General features: G+C 44.0%; 8 protein-coding genes, 6 rRNA genes, 1 pseudogene and 1 riboswitch. Of the genes and pseudogenes, 3 read left to right on the top strand and 12 right to left on the bottom strand.

Annotated features, from left to right (window positions below; all coding sequences use genetic code 11):
* Nucleotides 1-550 precede the first annotated feature (550 nt).
* Nucleotides 551-1,333, bottom strand: a complete 783-nt coding sequence (locus MKY17_RS01405; RefSeq protein ID WP_098372168.1) for a hypothetical protein — start codon at nt 1,331-1,333, stop codon at nt 551-553.
* A gap of 189 nt (nt 1,334-1,522) precedes the next feature.
* On the opposite strand from MKY17_RS01405, the gene MKY17_RS01400 reads away from it, so the two are divergent.
* Both MKY17_RS01400 and MKY17_RS01395 read left to right on the top strand, forming a co-directional pair.
* Complete coding sequence (locus MKY17_RS01400) at nt 1,523-1,723, top strand: hypothetical protein (protein ID WP_098372166.1); 201 nt, start codon at nt 1,523-1,525, stop codon at nt 1,721-1,723.
* A pseudogene (locus MKY17_RS01395) lies at nt 1,713-1,848 on the top strand (hypothetical protein); the annotation flags it as partial. The gene MKY17_RS01400 and the pseudogene MKY17_RS01395, both read left to right, overlap by 11 nt.
* A 315-nt stretch (nt 1,849-2,163) precedes the next feature.
* Here MKY17_RS01395 and MKY17_RS01390 read toward each other — a convergent pair.
* The 4 genes from MKY17_RS01390 to MKY17_RS01375 form a co-directional block, all read right to left on the bottom strand.
* The gene (locus tag MKY17_RS01390) at nt 2,164-3,423 is read right to left on the bottom strand and encodes a cation:dicarboxylase symporter family transporter (RefSeq protein ID WP_098372165.1); all 1,260 of its coding nucleotides are present in this window, start codon (nt 3,421-3,423) and stop codon (nt 2,164-2,166) included.
* A gap of 172 nt (nt 3,424-3,595) precedes the next feature.
* A riboswitch (cyclic di-AMP (ydaO/yuaA leader) is annotated at nt 3,596-3,742 on the bottom strand.
* A 198-nt stretch (nt 3,743-3,940) separates the two neighbouring features.
* Complete coding sequence (locus MKY17_RS01385; RefSeq protein ID WP_098372164.1) at nt 3,941-5,203, bottom strand: efflux RND transporter periplasmic adaptor subunit; 1,263 nt, start codon at nt 5,201-5,203, stop codon at nt 3,941-3,943.
* Between the two features lie 14 nt (nt 5,204-5,217).
* On the bottom strand, nt 5,218-5,880 hold the full coding sequence (locus MKY17_RS01380; protein ID WP_098372163.1) for a hypothetical protein: 663 nt from the start codon (nt 5,878-5,880) through the stop codon (nt 5,218-5,220).
* A 258-nt stretch (nt 5,881-6,138) separates the two neighbouring features.
* Nucleotides 6,139-7,017 (bottom strand): TetR/AcrR family transcriptional regulator, encoded by an 879-nt coding sequence (locus MKY17_RS01375; RefSeq protein WP_179891096.1) that lies wholly within the window; start codon nt 7,015-7,017, stop codon nt 6,139-6,141.
* Nucleotides 7,018-7,206: 189 nt separating this feature from the next.
* On the opposite strand from MKY17_RS01375, the gene MKY17_RS01370 reads away from it, so the two are divergent.
* Nucleotides 7,207-10,335 carry an efflux RND transporter permease subunit gene (locus MKY17_RS01370; RefSeq protein WP_098372161.1) on the top strand — a complete coding sequence of 1,043 codons (3,129 nt, stop codon included), beginning with the start codon at nt 7,207-7,209 and terminating at the stop codon, nt 10,333-10,335.
* Between the two features lie 260 nt (nt 10,336-10,595).
* Here the strand turns inward: MKY17_RS01370 and MKY17_RS01365 are convergent, their stop codons facing one another.
* The 7 genes from MKY17_RS01365 to MKY17_RS01335 all read right to left on the bottom strand — a co-directional run bounded on the left by MKY17_RS01365 (nt 10,596) and on the right by MKY17_RS01335 (nt 21,922).
* Complete coding sequence (locus MKY17_RS01365) at nt 10,596-11,435, bottom strand: tyrosine-type recombinase/integrase (RefSeq protein ID WP_098372160.1); 840 nt, start codon at nt 11,433-11,435, stop codon at nt 10,596-10,598.
* 279 nt (nt 11,436-11,714) lie between these two features.
* Nucleotides 11,715-11,830 (bottom strand): 5S ribosomal RNA (gene rrf, locus MKY17_RS01360).
* Nucleotides 11,831-11,894: 64 nt separating this feature from the next.
* Nucleotides 11,895-14,827 (bottom strand): 23S ribosomal RNA (locus MKY17_RS01355).
* Between the two features lie 175 nt (nt 14,828-15,002).
* Nucleotides 15,003-16,553 (bottom strand): 16S ribosomal RNA (locus tag MKY17_RS01350).
* A gap of 531 nt (nt 16,554-17,084) precedes the next feature.
* Nucleotides 17,085-17,200, bottom strand: a 5S ribosomal RNA gene (gene rrf / locus MKY17_RS01345).
* A 63-nt stretch (nt 17,201-17,263) separates the two neighbouring features.
* Nucleotides 17,264-20,196 (bottom strand): 23S ribosomal RNA (locus MKY17_RS01340).
* A 175-nt stretch (nt 20,197-20,371) separates the two neighbouring features.
* Nucleotides 20,372-21,922 (bottom strand): 16S ribosomal RNA (locus tag MKY17_RS01335).
* The 16S, 23S and 5S rRNA genes sit together here, the layout of an rRNA operon.
* Nucleotides 21,923-22,497 lie beyond the last annotated feature (575 nt).

Below are 22,497 nucleotides of genomic sequence, written 5' to 3'. Positions count from 1 at the left end.
TGTTCATTGTATCACTTTACACTAAAACGGATAAAGCGAAACTTCCATCATTCGAGCTTTACCAATGATGGTTAGTTGAGCCAATCGGGCATTTACAGGCTGTTAGACCTCCACATTTCTTTTTTGTTACATCATCTATCCGCCTGACCTACAGCCTGTTAATGCGGGGTAAAGCGAAACTTCCATCATTGGTGCTTTTCCAATGATTACCATAAGCGGAACACAGGTTAAAACCGCCACGTCCTGTGGCAACACCTGTGCTAGCACATCCTGTACGTCGCAATCGGGCATTTACAGGCTTGTTGGCCCACCACATTTCTTTTTCATTACATTTGCCATCCGCTTCCCTTACAGCCTGTTAATGCGGGGTAAAGCGAAACTTCCATCATTGGTGCTTTTCCAATGATTACTATAAGCGGAACACAGGATAAAACCGCCACCTCCTGTGGGTCGCCCTCTCTTATCTTTTATGCATGAGATGGTAAGTCTTACCCTAAAAAATTCGAGGATGTCAAATAATCCAATCCACGAACCTCGGAAGTTAGGATCATCAGGAGGATGATGTATTTTTAATAACGCTTTCCCATACCTTTTCTTTTCGATTGAAGATAATAAAGGCATCGGGTTCATTAATATCTCTATCCGAAAAGTCATCATGCATCTCATCCATATTTAAATAATCCCCTACGATCCATGCAGGTATCTCAATTTTCGTTCTTGTATACTTAACATCCCGAAAGGAAAAAGCGAGCCCCTCTGCCAGAATATGAGCCAAGGAAGAAATGATTTCTGCTGGAATCGCCGTCAGCTCTTTTTTCTTTCTGATTCCAAGCCATGTCCTCTCTACTTTTAATGGCTCCAGCTTTTGCGGAATCAGGCTTCCTAACATCATATAAAATGTCGAAAGAGAACGAAAATAAATTTTATTGAACCAGCCATCATCCTGGGCAAGGTACACAAATTGATTATTCAATTTACGGAAAAACGGGGGACTCAGATGGGTTTTAGCGTGTCCTAAATATAAAAGTTCCGCTAATTCCCTTCCATCCAATTCATCCAGTCCTTCCGCCTCTTCAAAATCGACCCAACAGAAATCTCCATATGCCCGAACATTTTCTTTAACGAGCTTCGCAATATCCTCAGATGAAGCGCTCTCAAGCAGGACATTCAAATTGTATTCCCCACCATCGAATTGATGTTTCAATAATAAGATGGAATCCAGGGTATATGGCAGCGAATAGACGAATTCACGAAAATTGAGTCCATTAAAAAGGACAAACCTTTCGGAAGCCTGCATATACATATATAAGATATCATTGCTATCATTCTTCATAACCTGACCCCCTCCGAGCTTTCAATCAATAATGTTATTTTATCAAACTTTTGGGTTTTCACGTAAGTTATATAGCCCTCAATATTAATCATCATCAGCATCGTGTAAATAATGCGAAACACAAAATCCATATTAACCCAAATAAACATCCCTATTACAGTAAAAAATATCGAATTTGAGGAATTGATCATGGATAAAGTTAAAAAAGCTTTTATCATTTATTCTTTTCACAGGAACGCTTCCCCTGATGCAACTAAAAGATTAGGTCTATGGCAATCAGAAAAATATGCATTCGAAAAATGTTTATATCAGGATAATGCAATCCTTGATATGGATGCGGTACAGGAAGAACTACCTTCGCACTATATAAAAAAGGATTCCATAATATAACGGGAATCAATCTATCTCCTGACATGCTTAGTGAAGCCGAAAAAATAGCCATGAATATAACGGGGACATACCCTTTATCCTTGGCGATGCAACACATGACCTTGATAAAAACGAAAATCATCTAAACTTCTGGGAACAAGAGGAAATGATTCGGTGTGGAGGTAAACAAAATGCAAGGCTTTATGAGCTTGGGTATATTTTGATTATCCGGAAAGACGCTTCAAGAAACAGTTACCTCCATATCCCTACTCGACTCGAATGAAGGATACAGGGTTTACATCCATCGAGAGCTTCTACCATAGTGAATTATTCCATGAAAACGATGATGTCAACGCTTTCTCTTCCGATTGCAGCTTCTGGATCGTCAATCGGAAGAGAAAGCGCATTTTTAATTCAAAAAAAAAAAATCCAGAGTGACATTTCACTCTGGATTTTTTATATTAAGAAACTTGCTCTAATTCTTTTTTGGAAGGAGGGTTGAATTGACCTTCCCATTTAGAGATGACGATAGCTGCAAGTGAATTACCGATAACGTTTACTACTGTACGTCCCATATCAAGAATACGGTCGATACCGGCAATAAATGCTAGACCTTCAATAGGAATACCGACAGTTCCCAATGTCGCTAAAAGAACTACGAAAGATACACCCGGTACACCGGCAATCCCTTTGGACGTGATCATTAACACTAGCATTAGCGTAATTTGTTCATACGCGCTTAAATCGATTCCGTACATTTGAGCGATGAAGATAGCTGCTAATGCTTGGTATAATGTAGAACCATCAAGGTTAAAGGAGTATCCAGTCGGAATAACAAATGTAGCAATATGTTTCGGACATCCCGCTTTCTCCATTTTTTCCATGATTTTCGGAAGAACCGCTTCTGAACTTGCAGTAGAGAAAGCAAGAATCAATTCTTCTTTTAGAAGTTTAATCAAAGTAAAGATATTGAATCCGACAAATTTCGCAATAAGACCAAGAATGACTATTACAAAGAAAATCATTGTTCCGTATACAGAAAGCGCTAACTTTCCTAGCGGAATTAAAGATTCCAAACCGAACTTGGAGATCGTCACACCGATTAGTGCAAATACACCGATAGGAGCGAATTTCATGACCATGTTAGTTAGGTAGAACATTCCTTCAGCTACACCTTGGAAGAAACGGAATACTGGTTTACCCTTTTCACCGATGGCCGCAATACTAAGTCCAAACAACACGGAGAAGAAAATGATCGCTAGCATATCGCCTTCTACCATGGCTTTAACTGGATTGGATGGCACAATGTTTACGATTGTATCTACGAACGATTCATGTTGCTTAGTTTCTGCTGTATCAACATAGGTAGAAATATCAGTTTGTTCTAGCTTGTCCATATTTACACCAACACCAGGCTGGATGATATTCGCTGAAATTAAACCAACAGCAATCGCTATCATAGTTACTACAACAAAGTATGATATTGATTTAGCTCCAAGTTTACCTACTGATTTTAAATCGCCTACACCTGCAACTGCAACGATAAGACTTGACACAATGATTGGTACTACAATCATTTTAATCATTCGTAGGAAAATGTCTCCGAATGGCTGTAAAAAGTTTTGGGCCGCCTCACTACCATAAAAAATGGCACCAACGATAATCCCTAAAATTAAACCAATGAAAATTTGGCTAGCTAAACTTAATTTGAATTTCTTCATTTACTTTCCTCACCTTCCATAAAGTCTTTGATGCAAAAACATTTTTGTCTCGGTAAGGGAAACAAGATACTAATAAAAGAAAGTAATTTTTCTTTTTTTGAAAAACTCTGTCTTTACGCCGAAAAAAAAGACACTTCATGTGTCGATTTCTTATTGGCGTGAATATTCACACATGTTCCCTTAAAGACGCTGACGAGGTTAGCTGTCGGGTTAGGAATTGGAAACACAAAGCCCTTTCATTTCTGAATTCACCCCTAGCGGATAAAATCCACAAAAATGGGTCCCCCGTTCTTGGAATAAGATTAAGCGAGTTAACTTATAATAAAATATTATACTAAAAATGATAATCTGTAAATATTTATTCGCATCCGTTCTAGAAAAAATCTTTAAATATGTCTGAATATTCTGTATTAATGGCTATTTTATCTATAATTACTCTTCCCATTTTTCAATCACACAAGTTATATTGATATAATTACTAAATAATTTGACATCACCTCTCTTGTTGAAGGAACAGTTATTTTTCCAAAATGCCAAGTAACAGATATCTTACTTTTTCCCTAGAGGTGAATTTTTTATAAGTTGCAACTTTCACTTTTTCAAATTGAATCGGAGTAATAAAATTAGAATGGTTCTTCACTGCCACATCCGGCTTCAACAGGATGACGTCACCTACCGACGGTCCCTTTATGATTTCTTGCTTTCCTTCTGCTTTAAGCCCTTTTGTAATGTAATGTTTATCCACATATCCTTTTTTAGTCAATTTGTAAATATAAGGCTGTTTTTGGTAATGTACCGCCTCTATGGGAACGGAGGGTACACCGGCTTTCTCATTGGTTATTACTGTAAGATACACTTTGGATCCCACCAATAAAGGTTCCGTTTCTTCGCCTTCCGGTTCTATTAAAGCCTGAAATGGAAATCTGTTATCTTTTTTTAACGACGGCTCTTCAGCTGGATAGGAATGGATACGGCCTATCGTTCCTTTCAATGTCTTTTTTGAATCAGAGGAACTTGCTTTTATAGTCATGCCCACATCAGCCTTTTTCATTTCCTCTTCGGTGAAATACCCTTCAATTGCCATATTTGTAGAAACAATGGATATGATGGGATTATTCAGGTTTTTATTAATATTTTTAACTACACCATCACCCTCGCTCGTCGTCACGATCGCATTGGACTGCTCCTCAATTGAACTTAATTTAGCGTCAAGCATTTTCACTTTTTCATTCAAACTGTTTTTTTCCAGTTCCTGCTTGTACATTTCTTGCTCAATGTTACTTTTAATAAGATCCGTCGAGCTTGTTGTTAAATCAATACTCAAGTTTTTTTCCACCGATTCATCAATGGCCGCTTTTCCAGAATCACTGGTCAGAGTCCCTTGATAAGACCTCAACTTGCCTATGTATTCTTCAATCCCTGCAATTTCTCCCTCAGCTGCCGTTTTCTCCGCTTCTAAATCCGCTTTTAGCGCATCAAGTTCGGTCGTCGTATACTCAAACAACGAGGTGCCAGCCGTAATCGCATCGCCTTCTTTTACAAGGAATTTCTTAAAATCATTTTTCTTGGTATCGAAATAGATATCATACTCTTCTACAGGTTTAATTACCCCATTTGTTTGAATAGTATCCGTAATTGTATCTTTTTTTACCTTTGTCCAGTTTTCAACGAAAACAGTTCGTTCCACTTTGCTTTCTTTTTTTTCAAGAAGGTATATGTTAACGGTTATTAACACTATCGACGCGATCGAGACCGCTGCTATTTTCCATTTTCCGCTCATTCTTTTCACCCGCCTTATACAAATACGCCTACTTGGATGTATGCTAAAAAGGCTTTAACAAACCATGTGGCCAGATAGAATAGAACAATCATTAAAAGGACCAAATAATTATTTCGTTCTGAAAATTCCTTTAAATAAAAATATTGCAGAGCAATAATAAGAAATTGAAAAATGGTGATTTCGCTGAAAAAGTGAATGAAATAATCACTTCTGAGAAAATACTGACTGATGATCCCCAATGAAAAAGGATTGGCATCGCTGCCTATATCCATTAAAACGAATAGAGGAATCAGTAATATTTTTTCCACTAACTGCAAACCAAAAAGAATCATTTGAACGATGACCAATTTTATATATGGGATATCAGTAACGATCCAAAAGAATAGAGCTGCTAAAAATATGTATATGGAAGGGGCGAGTATGCCTGTTATTATATTGCCGCTCAAAATCAGCAACTTTGCTGCTTCGAATTCATTGGCACTCATCGTCGTGATTTCTTTGGAAAATGATTCTGAACCAATGCCAAAATAACCCCCAATGGCGAATACTATAAGACTAAGAAAATATAAAAATAGTAATTTCAATCCAAGCTTTGTGACTGCCTCTGCATTTTGCAGCTGATAACGACTCCGATAAGGCTCTAAAATGCCCTTTAACAATCTGACCTGGTACACCATATGTGGTCCTCCTGCAAAAAATGATATTTCATCATATATTTTATCTTATTTTGGAAACAATTGCAGAAATAAGGGATGAATATACAAAAAAAACACATAAGCCCTTCCCTTCAAATTTAATCCCCACACTAATTTGTTGTTAATGCTGACAATTGAAAGAATGTCTTCTTCCCATCACTAGTACTTTTCCTAAACCCCCGCTTTTAAAACTCATTAACAAATGAAAAAAGAGGCTATACGCCCCTTTCAGTAATGCCTTCATATATTCAACAAATAATCCTTCATCATTAAGATAAGCTTTGAACTCAACGGACTTCTTTTTTCATTTTTTTCCAAAAACAACAAAAGGCTTTCCAAGATGATGGGGCTTGGCCTAACTTTTGAAAACTCTTCCTGGATCGCCTTTAAAGCTTCCGTATTCTTATTTGGTTCCATTCCCTCTTCCTTACGTGTTTCCACTTCCAGCATCCTGACGATGATCGAATGGATTTCCTCTTTTGGGCTCATATCCCGCATCGAGCATCCTGGTAAGGGAAATTGTTTCAATAATGGATCTTCCATGTTCTGCAGGCTTGCGATGATTGAATCCATCCGGTTCAATATGAAGCTAGGTAACAATTCCACATCGAAAGCATTTTGTTTCCTGATCAATATTCCGATATATCCTTTGAAAAGGGAATCCAAAATTATGGTGCAATCCGGCAAAAGATCAGCAGAAAGTCCCGGGTATAACTCAATGATTTTACGCTTGAACCAAATCAAGCCCTCTTCATGGATATAATGTAAAAATCTATCTAGTTCTTTGCTGATATGAACCATTTGTTCCTGCATCATCATTTGAATCAAGTTGGTGTTTCCCGTCATATGCTCAATGTGAACGGTGATCTGCCTCATGAATTTGTCTTTACTGGACAATGAAGCATCCAGTTCAAGATCAAGCAATGAATCCGTCAACGCTTCATAATAAAATTTAAAAATGGAGACCAGTAATTCTTCCTTCGATTTAAAATGATTATAAAAAGACCCCTTTGCTATCCCACATTTTTCAGCTATTTCCTGAACGGAAGTGGCATGATAGCCTTTCTCCGCGAAAAGCTCTACAGACTTATCTATGATCATCTTATTTTTTTCTTTCATCAAATTCATCCTATCTCTTAAAATTATCCGTTGGTGACCAATGGGTCACTTCTTCCAAATTGTATCCCAAAACCCTTGAAATAACAACGTTAACACTACTGAATATTATCTGTTGCAATCATAATCCATATACTATATATTTAAATTTGTGACCGAGTAGTCACAATTTTATGTATGGAGGGTGCAAGCTTGAATTCAATAATTAAATTTTCATTAAAGAATAAATTGGCAATCTGGTTGCTTACGATCATCATTGTTGCAGCTGGTTTATACTCCGGTTTAAACATGAAACAAGAAACCATTCCTAGCATCTCGACTCCTTTAATAAGCATCTCCACTGTATATCCTGGAGCTGCACCTGAAGAAGTAGCAGATAAGCTCACAGACCAGATTGAGCAGAAAGTAACAAATTTGCCAGGAGTCGAATTAGTCAGTTCATCTTCCATGGCTAATGCCTCTTCCGTCCAATTACAATATGATTATGATACGGATATGGACGACGCTGTAAAACAAGTGAAAGAAGCTTTAGAGAAATTAGAACTTCCTGAGGGAGTGGATGACCCAAGCGTATCAAAATTAGAATTAAACGCTTTTCCTGTCGTCGCACTCAGTGTAACAGATAAGGGTTCTGATTTACCAGCTCTTACAAAAAACGTTGAAGAGGTGTTAGTGCCTAAACTTGAAGGAATTGACGGCGTGACATCCGTATCAATTTCCGGACAACAAGTAAATGAAGGCAGCCTAGTATTCGACGAGGAAAAAATGGCTCAATACGGGCTCGATGAAGATACCGTAAAGAAGGTTATCCAGGCCGCAAATGTCAACATGCCTCTTGGGATATATAACTTTGATGATAAAGAAAAAACGATCGTTGTGGATGGAAACATCTCCACATTAAAAGACCTGAAAAATATAAAGATACCTTTAACCGGCGGCTCTCAAACAGGTACGCCAGCACAAACCGGACCGGAAACCAATCAATTATCTCCTGAAATGGCAACTGGTCCTGCCCAACTGCAAAACGTCAAATTATCAGACATTGCCGATGTTAAAATCACCGGTAAGGCTGAATCGATTTCAAGAACAAACGGTAGCGAATCGATTGGGATTCAGGTTACAAGATCGCCTGATGCCGATACAGTTGCAATCGTAGACGACGTAAAAGAAGAAGTTTCGAACTTCAAAGAAGAATTTAAAGGCGTAAGTGTACACACTACGCTTGATCAAGCCCAACCGATTAAAGATTCTGTTGAAACTATGATCAGCAAGGCACTCTTCGGCTGTCTGTTTGCCGTCATTGTTATCATGCTGTTCCTTAGGAACTTTAAAACGACTCTCATTTCCGTCATTTCGATTCCATTATCCCTGTTAGCAGCCCTTTTGGTGCTTAAACAAATGGATATTTCATTGAATGTCATGACACTGGGGGCCATGACCGTTGCCATTGGCCGAGTCGTCGATGACTCCATTGTCGTCATTGAAAATATTTATAGAAGAATGGCTTTAAAAGGCGAACAATTAAAAGGCGGCGAATTAATACGGTCGGCCACTAAGGAAATGTTCATCCCTATCCTTTCATCGACAATCGTTACTGTAGCCGTATACCTGCCTTTAGCAAGCGTTACAGGACCTGTTGGGGAACTATTCATGCCATTCGCCTTAACAATGGTGTTTGCATTAGTCGCTTCATTAATAATTGCCATCACACTTGTTCCGGCAATGGCAGACTCTTTATTTAAAAAGGGACTATCTAAAAAAGAATTAAAATCACATGAAGAAAAACCAAGCAAACTATCTTCATTCTACCGAAGAGCATTGGATTGGTCGTTAAACCATAAATTGATCACTTTCGGTACAGCCATTGTATTATTGATCGGCAGCTTATTCCTAATCCCAAGCATCGGTGTCAGCTTCATGCCTGCAGATGAAGAAAAAACGATCATCGTCACTTACACTCCCGCACCTGGAGAGTTAAAAGAGGATATTGTAAAACAAACAGAAAAAGTAGAAAAATACTTCATGGATAAAGACGATGTGGAGACCGTTCAATACACACTTGGTGAAAGCATGATGGGCGGCATGATGGGCGGCTCGAGTAACTCGGCTCTCTTCTATGTACTCTATGATAAAGACACCGAAAATTTCGGGGACAAAAAAGAAACCGTCATAAAGGATTTAACTGAACTTGATTCACCTGGAACTTGGAAACAACAAGAATTCACGTCAACATCAAGCAACGAAACCACTCTATTTGTTTACGGAAATACACAAAAAGACATTGAACCGGTAATTGATGATATTCAAAATATCATGAAGAAAAATAAAGATTTAAAAGATGTTGATACAAGTCTTTCCGATGCTTATGAGCAATATACGCTAGTTGCAGACCAGGAAAAGCTAAGCGACCTTGGACTGACAGCTGCACAAATTGGTATGTCCATTGCCAATACGAATAAAGATGATGCTATAACTACGATTAAGAAAGATGGAGAAGAAGTCAAAGTATATGTCGAGACAGAAGAAACGACTTTTGAAGACAAAAAAGATCTTGAGAATACGAAAATTTCTTCTCCAATGGGGATGGAAATCCCATTGAAAGAGCTTGTGAAAATCGAAGAAGGCAAAGCTTCCGATACAATCAGCCGCCGAGATGGAAAAATCTATGCCGACGTGTCTGCAACAATCAAAACGGATGATGTGGCAGCAGTAACAGCTGAGGTACAAAAGGAAGTTGATAAATTAGACCTTCCCGCAAGCGTCTCTATAGACTATGGCGGAGTGACGGAAGATATCCAAGAATCATTCACTCAACTTGGTATCGCTATGTTAGCGGCCGTTGCTATCGTATACTTTGTCCTAGTCGTTACTTTCCATGGTGGTTTAGCACCTATAGCCATTCTCTTCTCCTTACCATTTACGGTAATCGGGGCATTGGCAGGGCTATTCGTTGCAGGTGAGACCATCAGCGTTTCAGCAATGATGGGTGTCCTAATGCTTATTGGTATCGTTGTAACCAATGCCATCGTCTTAGTGGACCGTGTTATCAAGAATGAAGAATCCGGGCTATCTACCAGGGAAGCTTTACTCGAGGCAGGATCCACCCGCCTGCGTCCAATCCTGATGACTGCCCTTGCCACAATCGGCGCTTTAATACCTCTGGCAATCGGTGCGGAAGGCAGTGGATTAATATCACAAGGTTTGGGAATTACCGTTATCGGCGGACTTGTGAGTTCTACATTGCTAACACTTGTAATAGTGCCGGTAGTATATGAAGTTATAATGAAAATAGGTAAAAAGAAGAAAAAAACAGTTAAGTAACAAAGAAAAAGAAAGAGGGGATTCCTTATATTAGGAATCCCCTCTTTCTTGATTCAACAATTGATCAATATGCCCTTAACATATTAGCCCTTCATACTTCCGGCCCCTTTTGACCGAACTATATTCCTTCTTCTTTTAACACTCCCCGTCTCATAAGACAAAACGTCCTATTCGTCATTTCCAAGGAAATTTGTTTGTTTTAAAACTTTATTTAAACAAAAAAAGGGAAAGAACCCGCTTTCCCTTTTAATTTCTATAGCTTAGTGTTTGGTGAAAGTTTGATCTATCGCATTTGCCAGATCCAGCGATTCGTCTTTTAGATAACGCTTCGTTACGTTTAAATCTTTATGACCGGCAAGCTTTGATATCGTTTGTATATCTATTCCATTATCAACTAACCTTTGGCAAAAGGTATGTCGCAGTTTATGTGGATGCACATTGTATTTTTTTAATATATATTGAACTGACCTCGGAGTGATCCTTTGATTATAGCTTGAGATGAATAACGGATCCGCTTTTTCTTTTAAAGAATGAAGATAATTTTTTACATGTTGTATAGCCGATAGTGTAAGGGGAACAGATCTATCGATTTCACCTTTTGCGTTCCTGACAAGTATATAATTTCGCTCTGTTTCCATAATGACGTCACGGCCATTTAAGTCACATAATTCAGAAACACGAATTCCAGTATGTAACAAAAGGTAGACGATGGCAATGTTCCTTAGATTTCCTTCTGCTTCTATATCCCTTAACAGGATCTGCTGCTCATTGACGCTTAAAGTTTCAGGTACCTCAAGCTTGTGCTCCTTAACCTTACGTTCCACAGAAAGCATTACTTGCGGTTTGCCTAAAAATTTAAAGAAGACGTTTAGGGCGATATAGTGTTTTTCGATTGTCCCTGGGCTTTTCTTGCAATTTTCTAAATTATCAAGATAACCCTGAACATCTTCAGAATGAATCTCCATCAATATCTTTTGTGTCTGGTCACAAAACTGTGAAAGGACACCAGTATACGTTTTGATCGTATTAGCTGATTTGCCTTGGTCTCTCAACCATTCAGCAAACGAAAAAATCATTTCATCTTTAGCAGAGGTATCCATCGGCTATTCCCCCAATGACAGTTTCAGAACTACGTTAAGTTTAACATATATCCCTACAGAAACGAAGAATTCTGTCCCTTTGTCTGAAACAGATATGGATAATACAGATAGCTGTAGAAATTCAGATGCATTTATAGTATGTCCTACCATTTATACGGAATATTACTTTCTTTATGGTCCTTTTGAGTCACTACTTTTTTAACCGGTTTAAATAAAAAGATACTGAAGGAATATCAACCTCAAAAAAAGACCAGCCAGGGTGGCTGATCTTTTTAAATGGCTTGGCGGCGTCCTACTCTCACAGGGGGAAACCCCCAACTACCATCGGCGCTGAAGAGCTTAACTGCCGTGTTCGGAATGGGAACGGGTGTGACCTCTTCGCTATCGCCACCAAACATAAAAGGAACGTTGTTCCTTCAAAACTAGATAATAAGAAGGTATTTCATTTTTTAAAAAGCGTTGGTTAAGTCCTCGATCTATTAGTATCAGTCAGCTCCACATGTCGCCACGCTTCCACCTCTGACCTATCAACCTGATCATCTTTCAGGGATCTTACTAGCTTGCGCCATGGGAAATCTCATCTTGAGGGGGGCTTCATGCTTAGATGCTTTCAGCACTTATCCCGTCCGCACGTAGCTACCCAGCTATGCCTTTGGCAAGACAACTGGTACACCAGCGGTGCGTCCATCCCGGTCCTCTCGTACTAAGGACAGCTCCTCTCAAATTTCCTGCGCCCGCGACGGATAGGGACCGAACTGTCTCACGACGTTCTGAACCCAGCTCGCGTACCGCTTTAATGGGCGAACAGCCCAACCCTTGGGACCGACTACAGCCCCAGGATGCGATGAGCCGACATCGAGGTGCCAAACCTCCCCGTCGATGTGGACTCTTGGGGGAGATAAGCCTGTTATCCCCGGGGTAGCTTTTATCCGTTGAGCGATGGCCCTTCCATGCGGAACCACCGGATCACTAAGCCCGACTTTCGTCCCTGCTCGACTTGTAGGTCTCGCAGTCAAGCTCCCTTGTGCCTTTACACTCTACGAATGATTTCCAACCATTCTGAGGGAACCTTTGGGCGCCTCCGTTACTCTTTAGGAGGCGACCGCCCCAGTCAAACTGCCCACCTGACACTGTCTCCCACCCCGATAAGGGGCGCGGGTTAGAATTTCAATACAGCCAGGGTAGTATCCCACCAACGCCTCCACCGAAGCTAGCGCTCCGGCTTCTCAGGCTCCTACCTATCCTGTACAAGCTGTACCAAAATTCAATATCAGGCTGCAGTAAAGCTCCACGGGGTCTTTCCGTCCTGTCGCGGGTAACCTGCATCTTCACAGGTACTATAATTTCACCGAGTCTCTCGTTGAGACAGTGCCCAGATCGTTACACCTTTCGTGCGGGTCGGAACTTACCCGACAAGGAATTTCGCTACCTTAGGACCGTTATAGTTACGGCCGCCGTTTACTGGGGCTTCGGTTCAAAGCTTCGCTTGCGCTAACCTCTCCCCTTAACCTTCCAGCACCGGGCAGGTGTCAGCCCCTATACTTCGCCTTGCGGCTTCGCAGAGACCTGTGTTTTTGCTAAACAGTCGCCTGGGCCTATTCACTGCGGCTTTTCTGGGCTATTCACCCTAAAAAGCACCCCTTCTCCCGAAGTTACGGGGTCATTTTGCCGAGTTCCTTAACGAGAGTTCTCTCGCACACCTTAGGATTCTCTCCTCGCCTACCTGTGTCGGTTTGCGGTACGGGCACCTTACATCTCACTAGAGGCTTTTCTTGGCAGCGTGGAATCAGGAACTTCGGTACTATATTTCCCTCGCCATCACAGCTCCGCCTTAATGGAAACGGGATTTGCCTCGTTTCCGGCCTAACTGCTTGGACGCGCATATCCAACAGCGCGCTTACCCTATCCTTCTGCGTCCCCCCATCGTTCAAACGATGTATAGGTGGTACAGGAATATCAACCTGTTGTCCATCGCCTACGCCTTTCGGCCTCGGCTTAGGTCCCGACTAACCCTGAGCGGACGAGCCTTCCTCAGGAAACCTTAGGCATTCGGTGGAAGGGATTCTCACCCTTCTTTCGCTACTCATACCGGCATTCTCACTTCTAAGCGCTCCACCAGTCCTTCCGGTCTGACTTCAACGCCCTTAGAACGCTCTCCTACCATCGACACCTAATGGTGTCAATCCACAGCTTCGGTGATACGTTTAGCCCCGGTACATTTTCGGCGCGGAGTCACTCGACCAGTGAGCTATTACGCACTCTTTAAATGGTGGCTGCTTCTAAGCCAACATCCTGGTTGTCTAAGCAACTCCACATCCTTTTCCACTTAACGTATACTTTGGGACCTTAGCTGGTGGTCTGGGCTGTTTCCCTTTCGACTACGGATCTTATCACTCGCAGTCTGACTCCCAAGAATAAGTATTTGGCATTCGGAGTTTGACTGAATTCGGTAACCCGTTGGGGGCCCCTAGTCCAATCAGTGCTCTACCTCCAATACTCTCATCTTGAGGCTAGCCCTAAAGCTATTTCGGAGAGAACCAGCTATCTCCAGGTTCGATTGGAATTTCTCCGCTACCCACACCTCATCCCCGCACTTTTCAACGTGCGTGGGTTCGGGCCTCCATTCAGTGTTACCTGAACTTCACCCTGGACATGGGTAGATCACCTGGTTTCGGGTCTACGACCTCATACTCATTCGCCCTATTCAGACTCGCTTTCGCTGCGGCTCCGTCTCATCAACTTAACCTCGCATGAAATCGTAACTCGCCGGTTCATTCTACAAAAGGCACGCCATTACCCATTAACGGGCTTTGACTACTTGTAGGCACACGGTTTCAGGATCTATTTCACTCCCCTTCCGGGGTGCTTTTCACCTTTCCCTCACGGTACTGGTTCACTATCGGTCACTAGGGAGTATTTAGCCTTGGGAGATGGTCCTCCCTGCTTCCGACGGGATTTCTCGTGTCCCGCCGTACTCAGGATCCACTCAGGAGGGAACGAAGTTTCAACTACAGGGTTTTTACCTTCTTCGACGGACCTTTCCAGATCACTTCATTTACCCCGTTCCTTTGTAACTCCATGTTGAGTGTCCTACAACCCCAAGAGGCAAGCCTCTTGGTTTGGGCTAATTCCGTTTCGCTCGCCGCTACTCAGGAAATCGCGTTTGCTTTCTCTTCCTCCGGGTACTTAGATGTTTCAGTTCCCCGGGTCTGCCTTCAGTACCCTATGTATTCAGGTAAAGATACTGTTCCATTACGAACAGTGGGTTTCCCCATTCGGAAATCTCCGGATCAAAGCTTACTTACAGCTCCCCGAAGCATATCGGTGTTAGTCCCGTCCTTCATCGGCTCCTAGTGCCAAGGCATCCACCGTGCGCCCTTTCTAACTTAACCGTTAAAAAAGTCTTACAGATGCTTTGAAAAAAATTAATTGCCTTCTATCTATTATCTAGTTTTCAAGGAACAAAGCAGAAAGAATCCATCACATCGTGATGCTTCTCTTTCCTATTTGAATGAATTACTCATTCAAAACTGAACAAAACAAAAGCGCTCTCGTAATTATCCTTAGAAAGGAGGTGATCCAGCCGCACCTTCCGATACGGCTACCTTGTTACGACTTCACCCCAATCATCTGTCCCACCTTAGGCGGCTGGCTCCATAAAGGTTACCTCACCGACTTCGGGTGTTACAAACTCTCGTGGTGTGACGGGCGGTGTGTACAAGGCCCGGGAACGTATTCACCGCGGCATGCTGATCCGCGATTACTAGCGATTCCGGCTTCATGCAGGCGAGTTGCAGCCTGCAATCCGAACTGAGAATGGCTTTATGGGATTCGCTTACCTTCGCAGGTTTGCAGCCCTTTGTACCATCCATTGTAGCACGTGTGTAGCCCAGGTCATAAGGGGCATGATGATTTGACGTCATCCCCACCTTCCTCCGGTTTGTCACCGGCAGTCACCTTAGAGTGCCCAACTGAATGCTGGCAACTAAGATCAAGGGTTGCGCTCGTTGCGGGACTTAACCCAACATCTCACGACACGAGCTGACGACAACCATGCACCACCTGTCACTCTGTCCCCCGAAGGGGAAAGCCCTATCTCTAGGGTTGTCAGAGGATGTCAAGACCTGGTAAGGTTCTTCGCGTTGCTTCGAATTAAACCACATGCTCCACCGCTTGTGCGGGCCCCCGTCAATTCCTTTGAGTTTCAGCCTTGCGGCCGTACTCCCCAGGCGGAGTGCTTAATGCGTTAGCTGCAGCACTAAAGGGCGGAAACCCTCTAACACTTAGCACTCATCGTTTACGGCGTGGACTACCAGGGTATCTAATCCTGTTTGCTCCCCACGCTTTCGCGCCTCAGTGTCAGTTACAGACCAGAAAGTCGCCTTCGCCACTGGTGTTCCTCCAAATCTCTACGCATTTCACCGCTACACTTGGAATTCCACTTTCCTCTTCTGCACTCAAGTTCCCCAGTTTCCAATGACCCTCCACGGTTGAGCCGTGGGCTTTCACATCAGACTTAAGGAACCACCTGCGCGCGCTTTACGCCCAATAATTCCGGACAACGCTTGCCACCTACGTATTACCGCGGCTGCTGGCACGTAGTTAGCCGTGGCTTTCTGGTTAGGTACCGTCAAGGTACCAGCAGTTACTCTGGTACTTGTTCTTCCCTAACAACAGAACTTTACGACCCGAAGGCCTTCTTCGTTCACGCGGCGTTGCTCCGTCAGACTTTCGTCCATTGCGGAAGATTCCCTACTGCTGCCTCCCGTAGGAGTCTGGGCCGTGTCTCAGTCCCAGTGTGGCCGATCACCCTCTCAGGTCGGCTACGCATCGTCGCCTTGGTGAGCCATTACCTCACCAACTAGCTAATGCGCCGCGGGCCCATCTATAAGTGACAGCGTAAACCGTCTTTCCATCTTCTCTCATGCGAGAAAAGAACGTATCCGGTATTAGCTCCGGTTTCCCGAAGTTATCCCAGTCTTATAGGCAGGTTGCCCACGTGTTACTCACCCGTCCGCCGCTAATCTCAGGGAGCAAGCTCCCATCGATTCGCTCGACTTGCATGTATTAGGCACGCCGCCAGCGTTCGTCCTGAGCCAGGATCAAACTCTCCGAAGAAATGTTTGACTTGCTCATTTGCTTTTTTGATAGTGTGTGCTCACTTAAAATTTAACGTTGGCGCTTTGTTTTGTTCAGTTTTCAAAGAGCAATTTTACAATCATTCTTTCGAACGGCTGTTTATTCATCATAACACTTTATTGATTAGTTGTCAACTTCTGCGAAGTTTTTAACTTATTTTAAATCGCTGTGTTTTTCAGCGACCATTTCATCTTATCATTTTCATAGTAAGAAGTCAATAGTTATTTCTTTCAGCAATCTGCCGAAAGTGATGAAGTTTTTCGTTCGTAAAGTTGGTGCTTATTTATATTAATCTTTTCCTGCGATAAAGTCAACACATTTCACAATAAATATTTTCTTCTCTCAAAGTAAGATCAAGAATGGTTTCAAGGGTACGTTTTGCTTAAGGAAAATACACACATTAGTTGGACAGAGCTGAAGGTATCATGAAAAAGCCTTAAAAGTTTTCATCTTTTTTCATGACCTTATGAAACAAAAAAAGACCAGCCGGATGGCTGATCTTTTTAAATGGCTTGGCGGCGTCCTACTCTCACAGGGGGAAACCCCCAACTACCATTGGCGCTGAAGAGCTTAACTGCCGTGTTCGGAATGGGAACGGGTGTGACCTCTTCGCTATCGCCACCAAACATGAAAGGAACGTTGTTCCTTCAAAACTAGATAATAAGAAGGTATTTCATTTTTTTAAAGCGTTGGTTAAGTCCTCGATCTATTAGTATCAGTCAGCTCCACATGTCGCCACGCTTCCACCTCTGACCTATCAACCTGATCATCTTTCAGGGATCTTACTAGCTTGCGCCATGGGAAATCTCATCTTGAGGGGGGCTTCATGCTTAGATGCTTTCAGCACTTATCCCGTCCGCACGTAGCTACCCAGCTATGCCTTTGGCAAGACAACTGGTACACCAGCGGTGCGTCCATCCCGGTCCTCTCGTACTAAGGACAGCTCCTCTCAAATTTCCTGCGCCCGCGACGGATAGGGACCGAACTGTCTCACGACGTTCTGAACCCAGCTCGCGTACCGCTTTAATGGGCGAACAGCCCAACCCTTGGGACCGACTACAGCCCCAGGATGCGATGAGCCGACATCGAGGTGCCAAACCTCCCCGTCGATGTGGACTCTTGGGGGAGATAAGCCTGTTATCCCCGGGGTAGCTTTTATCCGTTGAGCGATGGCCCTTCCATGCGGAACCACCGGATCACTAAGCCCGACTTTCGTCCCTGCTCGACTTGTAGGTCTCGCAGTCAAGCTCCCTTGTGCCTTTACACTCTACGAATGATTTCCAACCATTCTGAGGGAACCTTTGGGCGCCTCCGTTACTCTTTAGGAGGCGACCGCCCCAGTCAAACTGCCCACCTGACACTGTCTCCCACCCCGATAAGGGGCGCGGGTTAGAATTTCAATACAGCCAGGGTAGTATCCCACCAACGCCTCCACCGAAGCTAGCGCTCCGGCTTCTCAGGCTCCTACCTATCCTGTACAAGCTGTACCAAAATTCAATATCAGGCTGCAGTAAAGCTCCACGGGGTCTTTCCGTCCTGTCGCGGGTAACCTGCATCTTCACAGGTACTATAATTTCACCGAGTCTCTCGTTGAGACAGTGCCCAGATCGTTACACCTTTCGTGCGGGTCGGAACTTACCCGACAAGGAATTTCGCTACCTTAGGACCGTTATAGTTACGGCCGCCGTTTACTGGGGCTTCGGTTCAAAGCTTCGCTTGCGCTAACCTCTCCCCTTAACCTTCCAGCACCGGGCAGGTGTCAGCCCCTATACTTCGCCTTGCGGCTTCGCAGAGACCTGTGTTTTTGCTAAACAGTCGCCTGGGCCTATTCACTGCGGCTTTTCTGGGCTATTCACCCTAAAAAGCACCCCTTCTCCCGAAGTTACGGGGTCATTTTGCCGAGTTCCTTAACGAGAGTTCTCTCGCACACCTTAGGATTCTCTCCTCGCCTACCTGTGTCGGTTTGCGGTACGGGCACCTTACATCTCACTAGAGGCTTTTCTTGGCAGCGTGGAATCAGGAACTTCGGTACTATATTTCCCTCGCCATCACAGCTCCGCCTTAATGGAAACGGGATTTGCCTCGTTTCCGGCCTAACTGCTTGGACGCGCATATCCAACAGCGCGCTTACCCTATCCTTCTGCGTCCCCCCATCGTTCAAACGATGTATAGGTGGTACAGGAATATCAACCTGTTGTCCATCGCCTACGCCTTTCGGCCTCGGCTTAGGTCCCGACTAACCCTGAGCGGACGAGCCTTCCTCAGGAAACCTTAGGCATTCGGTGGAAGGGATTCTCACCCTTCTTTCGCTACTCATACCGGCATTCTCACTTCTAAGCGCTCCACCAGTCCTTCCGGTCTGACTTCAACGCCCTTAGAACGCTCTCCTACCATCGACACCTAATGGTGTCAATCCACAGCTTCGGTGATACGTTTAGCCCCGGTACATTTTCGGCGCGGAGTCACTCGACCAGTGAGCTATTACGCACTCTTTAAATGGTGGCTGCTTCTAAGCCAACATCCTGGTTGTCTAAGCAACTCCACATCCTTTTCCACTTAACGTATACTTTGGGACCTTAGCTGGTGGTCTGGGCTGTTTCCCTTTCGACTACGGATCTTATCACTCGCAGTCTGACTCCCAAGAATAAGTATTTGGCATTCGGAGTTTGACTGAATTCGGTAACCCGTTGGGGGCCCCTAGTCCAATCAGTGCTCTACCTCCAATACTCTCATCTTGAGGCTAGCCCTAAAGCTATTTCGGAGAGAACCAGCTATCTCCAGGTTCGATTGGAATTTCTCCGCTACCCACACCTCATCCCCGCACTTTTCAACGTGCGTGGGTTCGGGCCTCCATTCAGTGTTACCTGAACTTCACCCTGGACATGGGTAGATCACCTGGTTTCGGGTCTACGACCTCATACTCATTCGCCCTATTCAGACTCGCTTTCGCTGCGGCTCCGTCTCATCAACTTAACCTCGCATGAAATCGTAACTCGCCGGTTCATTCTACAAAAGGCACGCCATTACCCATTAACGGGCTTTGACTACTTGTAGGCACACGGTTTCAGGATCTATTTCACTCCCCTTCCGGGGTGCTTTTCACCTTTCCCTCACGGTACTGGTTCACTATCGGTCACTAGGGAGTATTTAGCCTTGGGAGATGGTCCTCCCTGCTTCCGACGGGATTTCTCGTGTCCCGCCGTACTCAGGATCCACTCAGGAGGGAACGAAGTTTCAACTACAGGGTTTTTACCTTCTTCGACGGACCTTTCCAGATCACTTCATTTACCCCGTTCCTTTGTAACTCCATGTTGAGTGTCCTACAACCCCAAGAGGCAAGCCTCTTGGTTTGGGCTAATTCCGTTTCGCTCGCCGCTACTCAGGAAATCGCGTTTGCTTTCTCTTCCTCCGGGTACTTAGATGTTTCAGTTCCCCGGGTCTGCCTTCAGTACCCTATGTATTCAGGTAAAGATACTGTTCCATTACGAACAGTGGGTTTCCCCATTCGGAAATCTCCGGATCAAAGCTTACTTACAGCTCCCCGAAGCATATCGGTGTTAGTCCCGTCCTTCATCGGCTCCTAGTGCCAAGGCATCCACCGTGCGCCCTTTCTAACTTAACCGTTAAAAAAGTCTTACAGATGCTTTGAAAAAAATTAATTGCCTTCTATCTATTATCTAGTTTTCAAGGAACAAAGCAGAAAGAATCCATCACATCGTGATGCTTCTCTTTCCTATTTGAATGAATTACTCATTCAAAACTGAACAAAACAAAAGCGCTCTCGTAATTATCCTTAGAAAGGAGGTGATCCAGCCGCACCTTCCGATACGGCTACCTTGTTACGACTTCACCCCAATCATCTGTCCCACCTTAGGCGGCTGGCTCCATGAAGGTTACCTCACCGACTTCGGGTGTTACAAACTCTCGTGGTGTGACGGGCGGTGTGTACAAGGCCCGGGAACGTATTCACCGCGGCATGCTGATCCGCGATTACTAGCGATTCCGGCTTCATGCAGGCGAGTTGCAGCCTGCAATCCGAACTGAGAATGGCTTTATGGGATTCGCTTACCTTCGCAGGTTTGCAGCCCTTTGTACCATCCATTGTAGCACGTGTGTAGCCCAGGTCATAAGGGGCATGATGATTTGACGTCATCCCCACCTTCCTCCGGTTTGTCACCGGCAGTCACCTTAGAGTGCCCAACTGAATGCTGGCAACTAAGATCAAGGGTTGCGCTCGTTGCGGGACTTAACCCAACATCTCACGACACGAGCTGACGACAACCATGCACCACCTGTCACTCTGTCCCCCGAAGGGGAAAGCCCTATCTCTAGGGTTGTCAGAGGATGTCAAGACCTGGTAAGGTTCTTCGCGTTGCTTCGAATTAAACCACATGCTCCACCGCTTGTGCGGGCCCCCGTCAATTCCTTTGAGTTTCAGCCTTGCGGCCGTACTCCCCAGGCGGAGTGCTTAATGCGTTAGCTGCAGCACTAAAGGGCGGAAACCCTCTAACACTTAGCACTCATCGTTTACGGCGTGGACTACCAGGGTATCTAATCCTGTTTGCTCCCCACGCTTTCGCGCCTCAGTGTCAGTTACAGACCAGAAAGTCGCCTTCGCCACTGGTGTTCCTCCAAATCTCTACGCATTTCACCGCTACACTTGGAATTCCACTTTCCTCTTCTGCACTCAAGTTCCCCAGTTTCCAATGACCCTCCACGGTTGAGCCGTGGGCTTTCACATCAGACTTAAGGAACCACCTGCGCGCGCTTTACGCCCAATAATTCCGGACAACGCTTGCCACCTACGTATTACCGCGGCTGCTGGCACGTAGTTAGCCGTGGCTTTCTGGTTAGGTACCGTCAAGGTACCAGCAGTTACTCTGGTACTTGTTCTTCCCTAACAACAGAACTTTACGACCCGAAGGCCTTCTTCGTTCACGCGGCGTTGCTCCGTCAGACTTTCGTCCATTGCGGAAGATTCCCTACTGCTGCCTCCCGTAGGAGTCTGGGCCGTGTCTCAGTCCCAGTGTGGCCGATCACCCTCTCAGGTCGGCTACGCATCGTCGCCTTGGTGAGCCATTACCTCACCAACTAGCTAATGCGCCGCGGGCCCATCTATAAGTGACAGCGTAAACCGTCTTTCCATCTTCTCTCATGCGAGAAAAGAACGTATCCGGTATTAGCTCCGGTTTCCCGAAGTTATCCCAGTCTTATAGGCAGGTTGCCCACGTGTTACTCACCCGTCCGCCGCTAATCTCAGGGAGCAAGCTCCCATCGATTCGCTCGACTTGCATGTATTAGGCACGCCGCCAGCGTTCGTCCTGAGCCAGGATCAAACTCTCCGAAGAAATGTTTGACTTGCTCATTTGCTTTTTTGATAGTGTGTGCTCACTTAAAATTTAACGTTGGCGCTTTGTTTTGTTCAGTTTTCAAAGAGCAATTTTACAATCATTCTTTCGAACGGCTGTTTATTCATCATAACACTTTATTGATTAGTTGTCAACTTCTGCGAAGTTTTTAACTTATTTTAAATCGCTGTGTTTTTCAGCGACCATTTCATCTTATCATTTTCATAGTAAGAAGTCAATAGTTATTTCTTTCAGCAATCTGCCGAAAGTGATGAAGTTTTTCGTTTGTCTTAGTTGGTGCTTATTTATATTAATCCCATTTCACTTTAATGTCAATGCCTTTTTCTCTATTTCTTATATTTATATCTTGCACCGGTTATAAGCTTCTTCAATTTATCAAAAATTCCAAGACAGTACTTATATAATAGAAAGAATGGCAACGATACATGGAATAGACCTACTAAGTATCTTTATCCTTTTTTAATGCCTCTTAATGACAATGAATTTTGGAATATAACCAAGTTGACTTCACAATTTTCATTATGCTATTATATAACCAAGTAAAATAATCGGAA

It is taken from the genome of Peribacillus sp. FSL P2-0133, assembly GCF_037975445.1.
In the GTDB taxonomy this organism is placed as follows: domain Bacteria; phylum Bacillota; class Bacilli; order Bacillales; family DSM-1321; genus Peribacillus; species Peribacillus simplex_E.
This window is presented reverse-complemented; position numbering and strand designations above follow the sequence as displayed.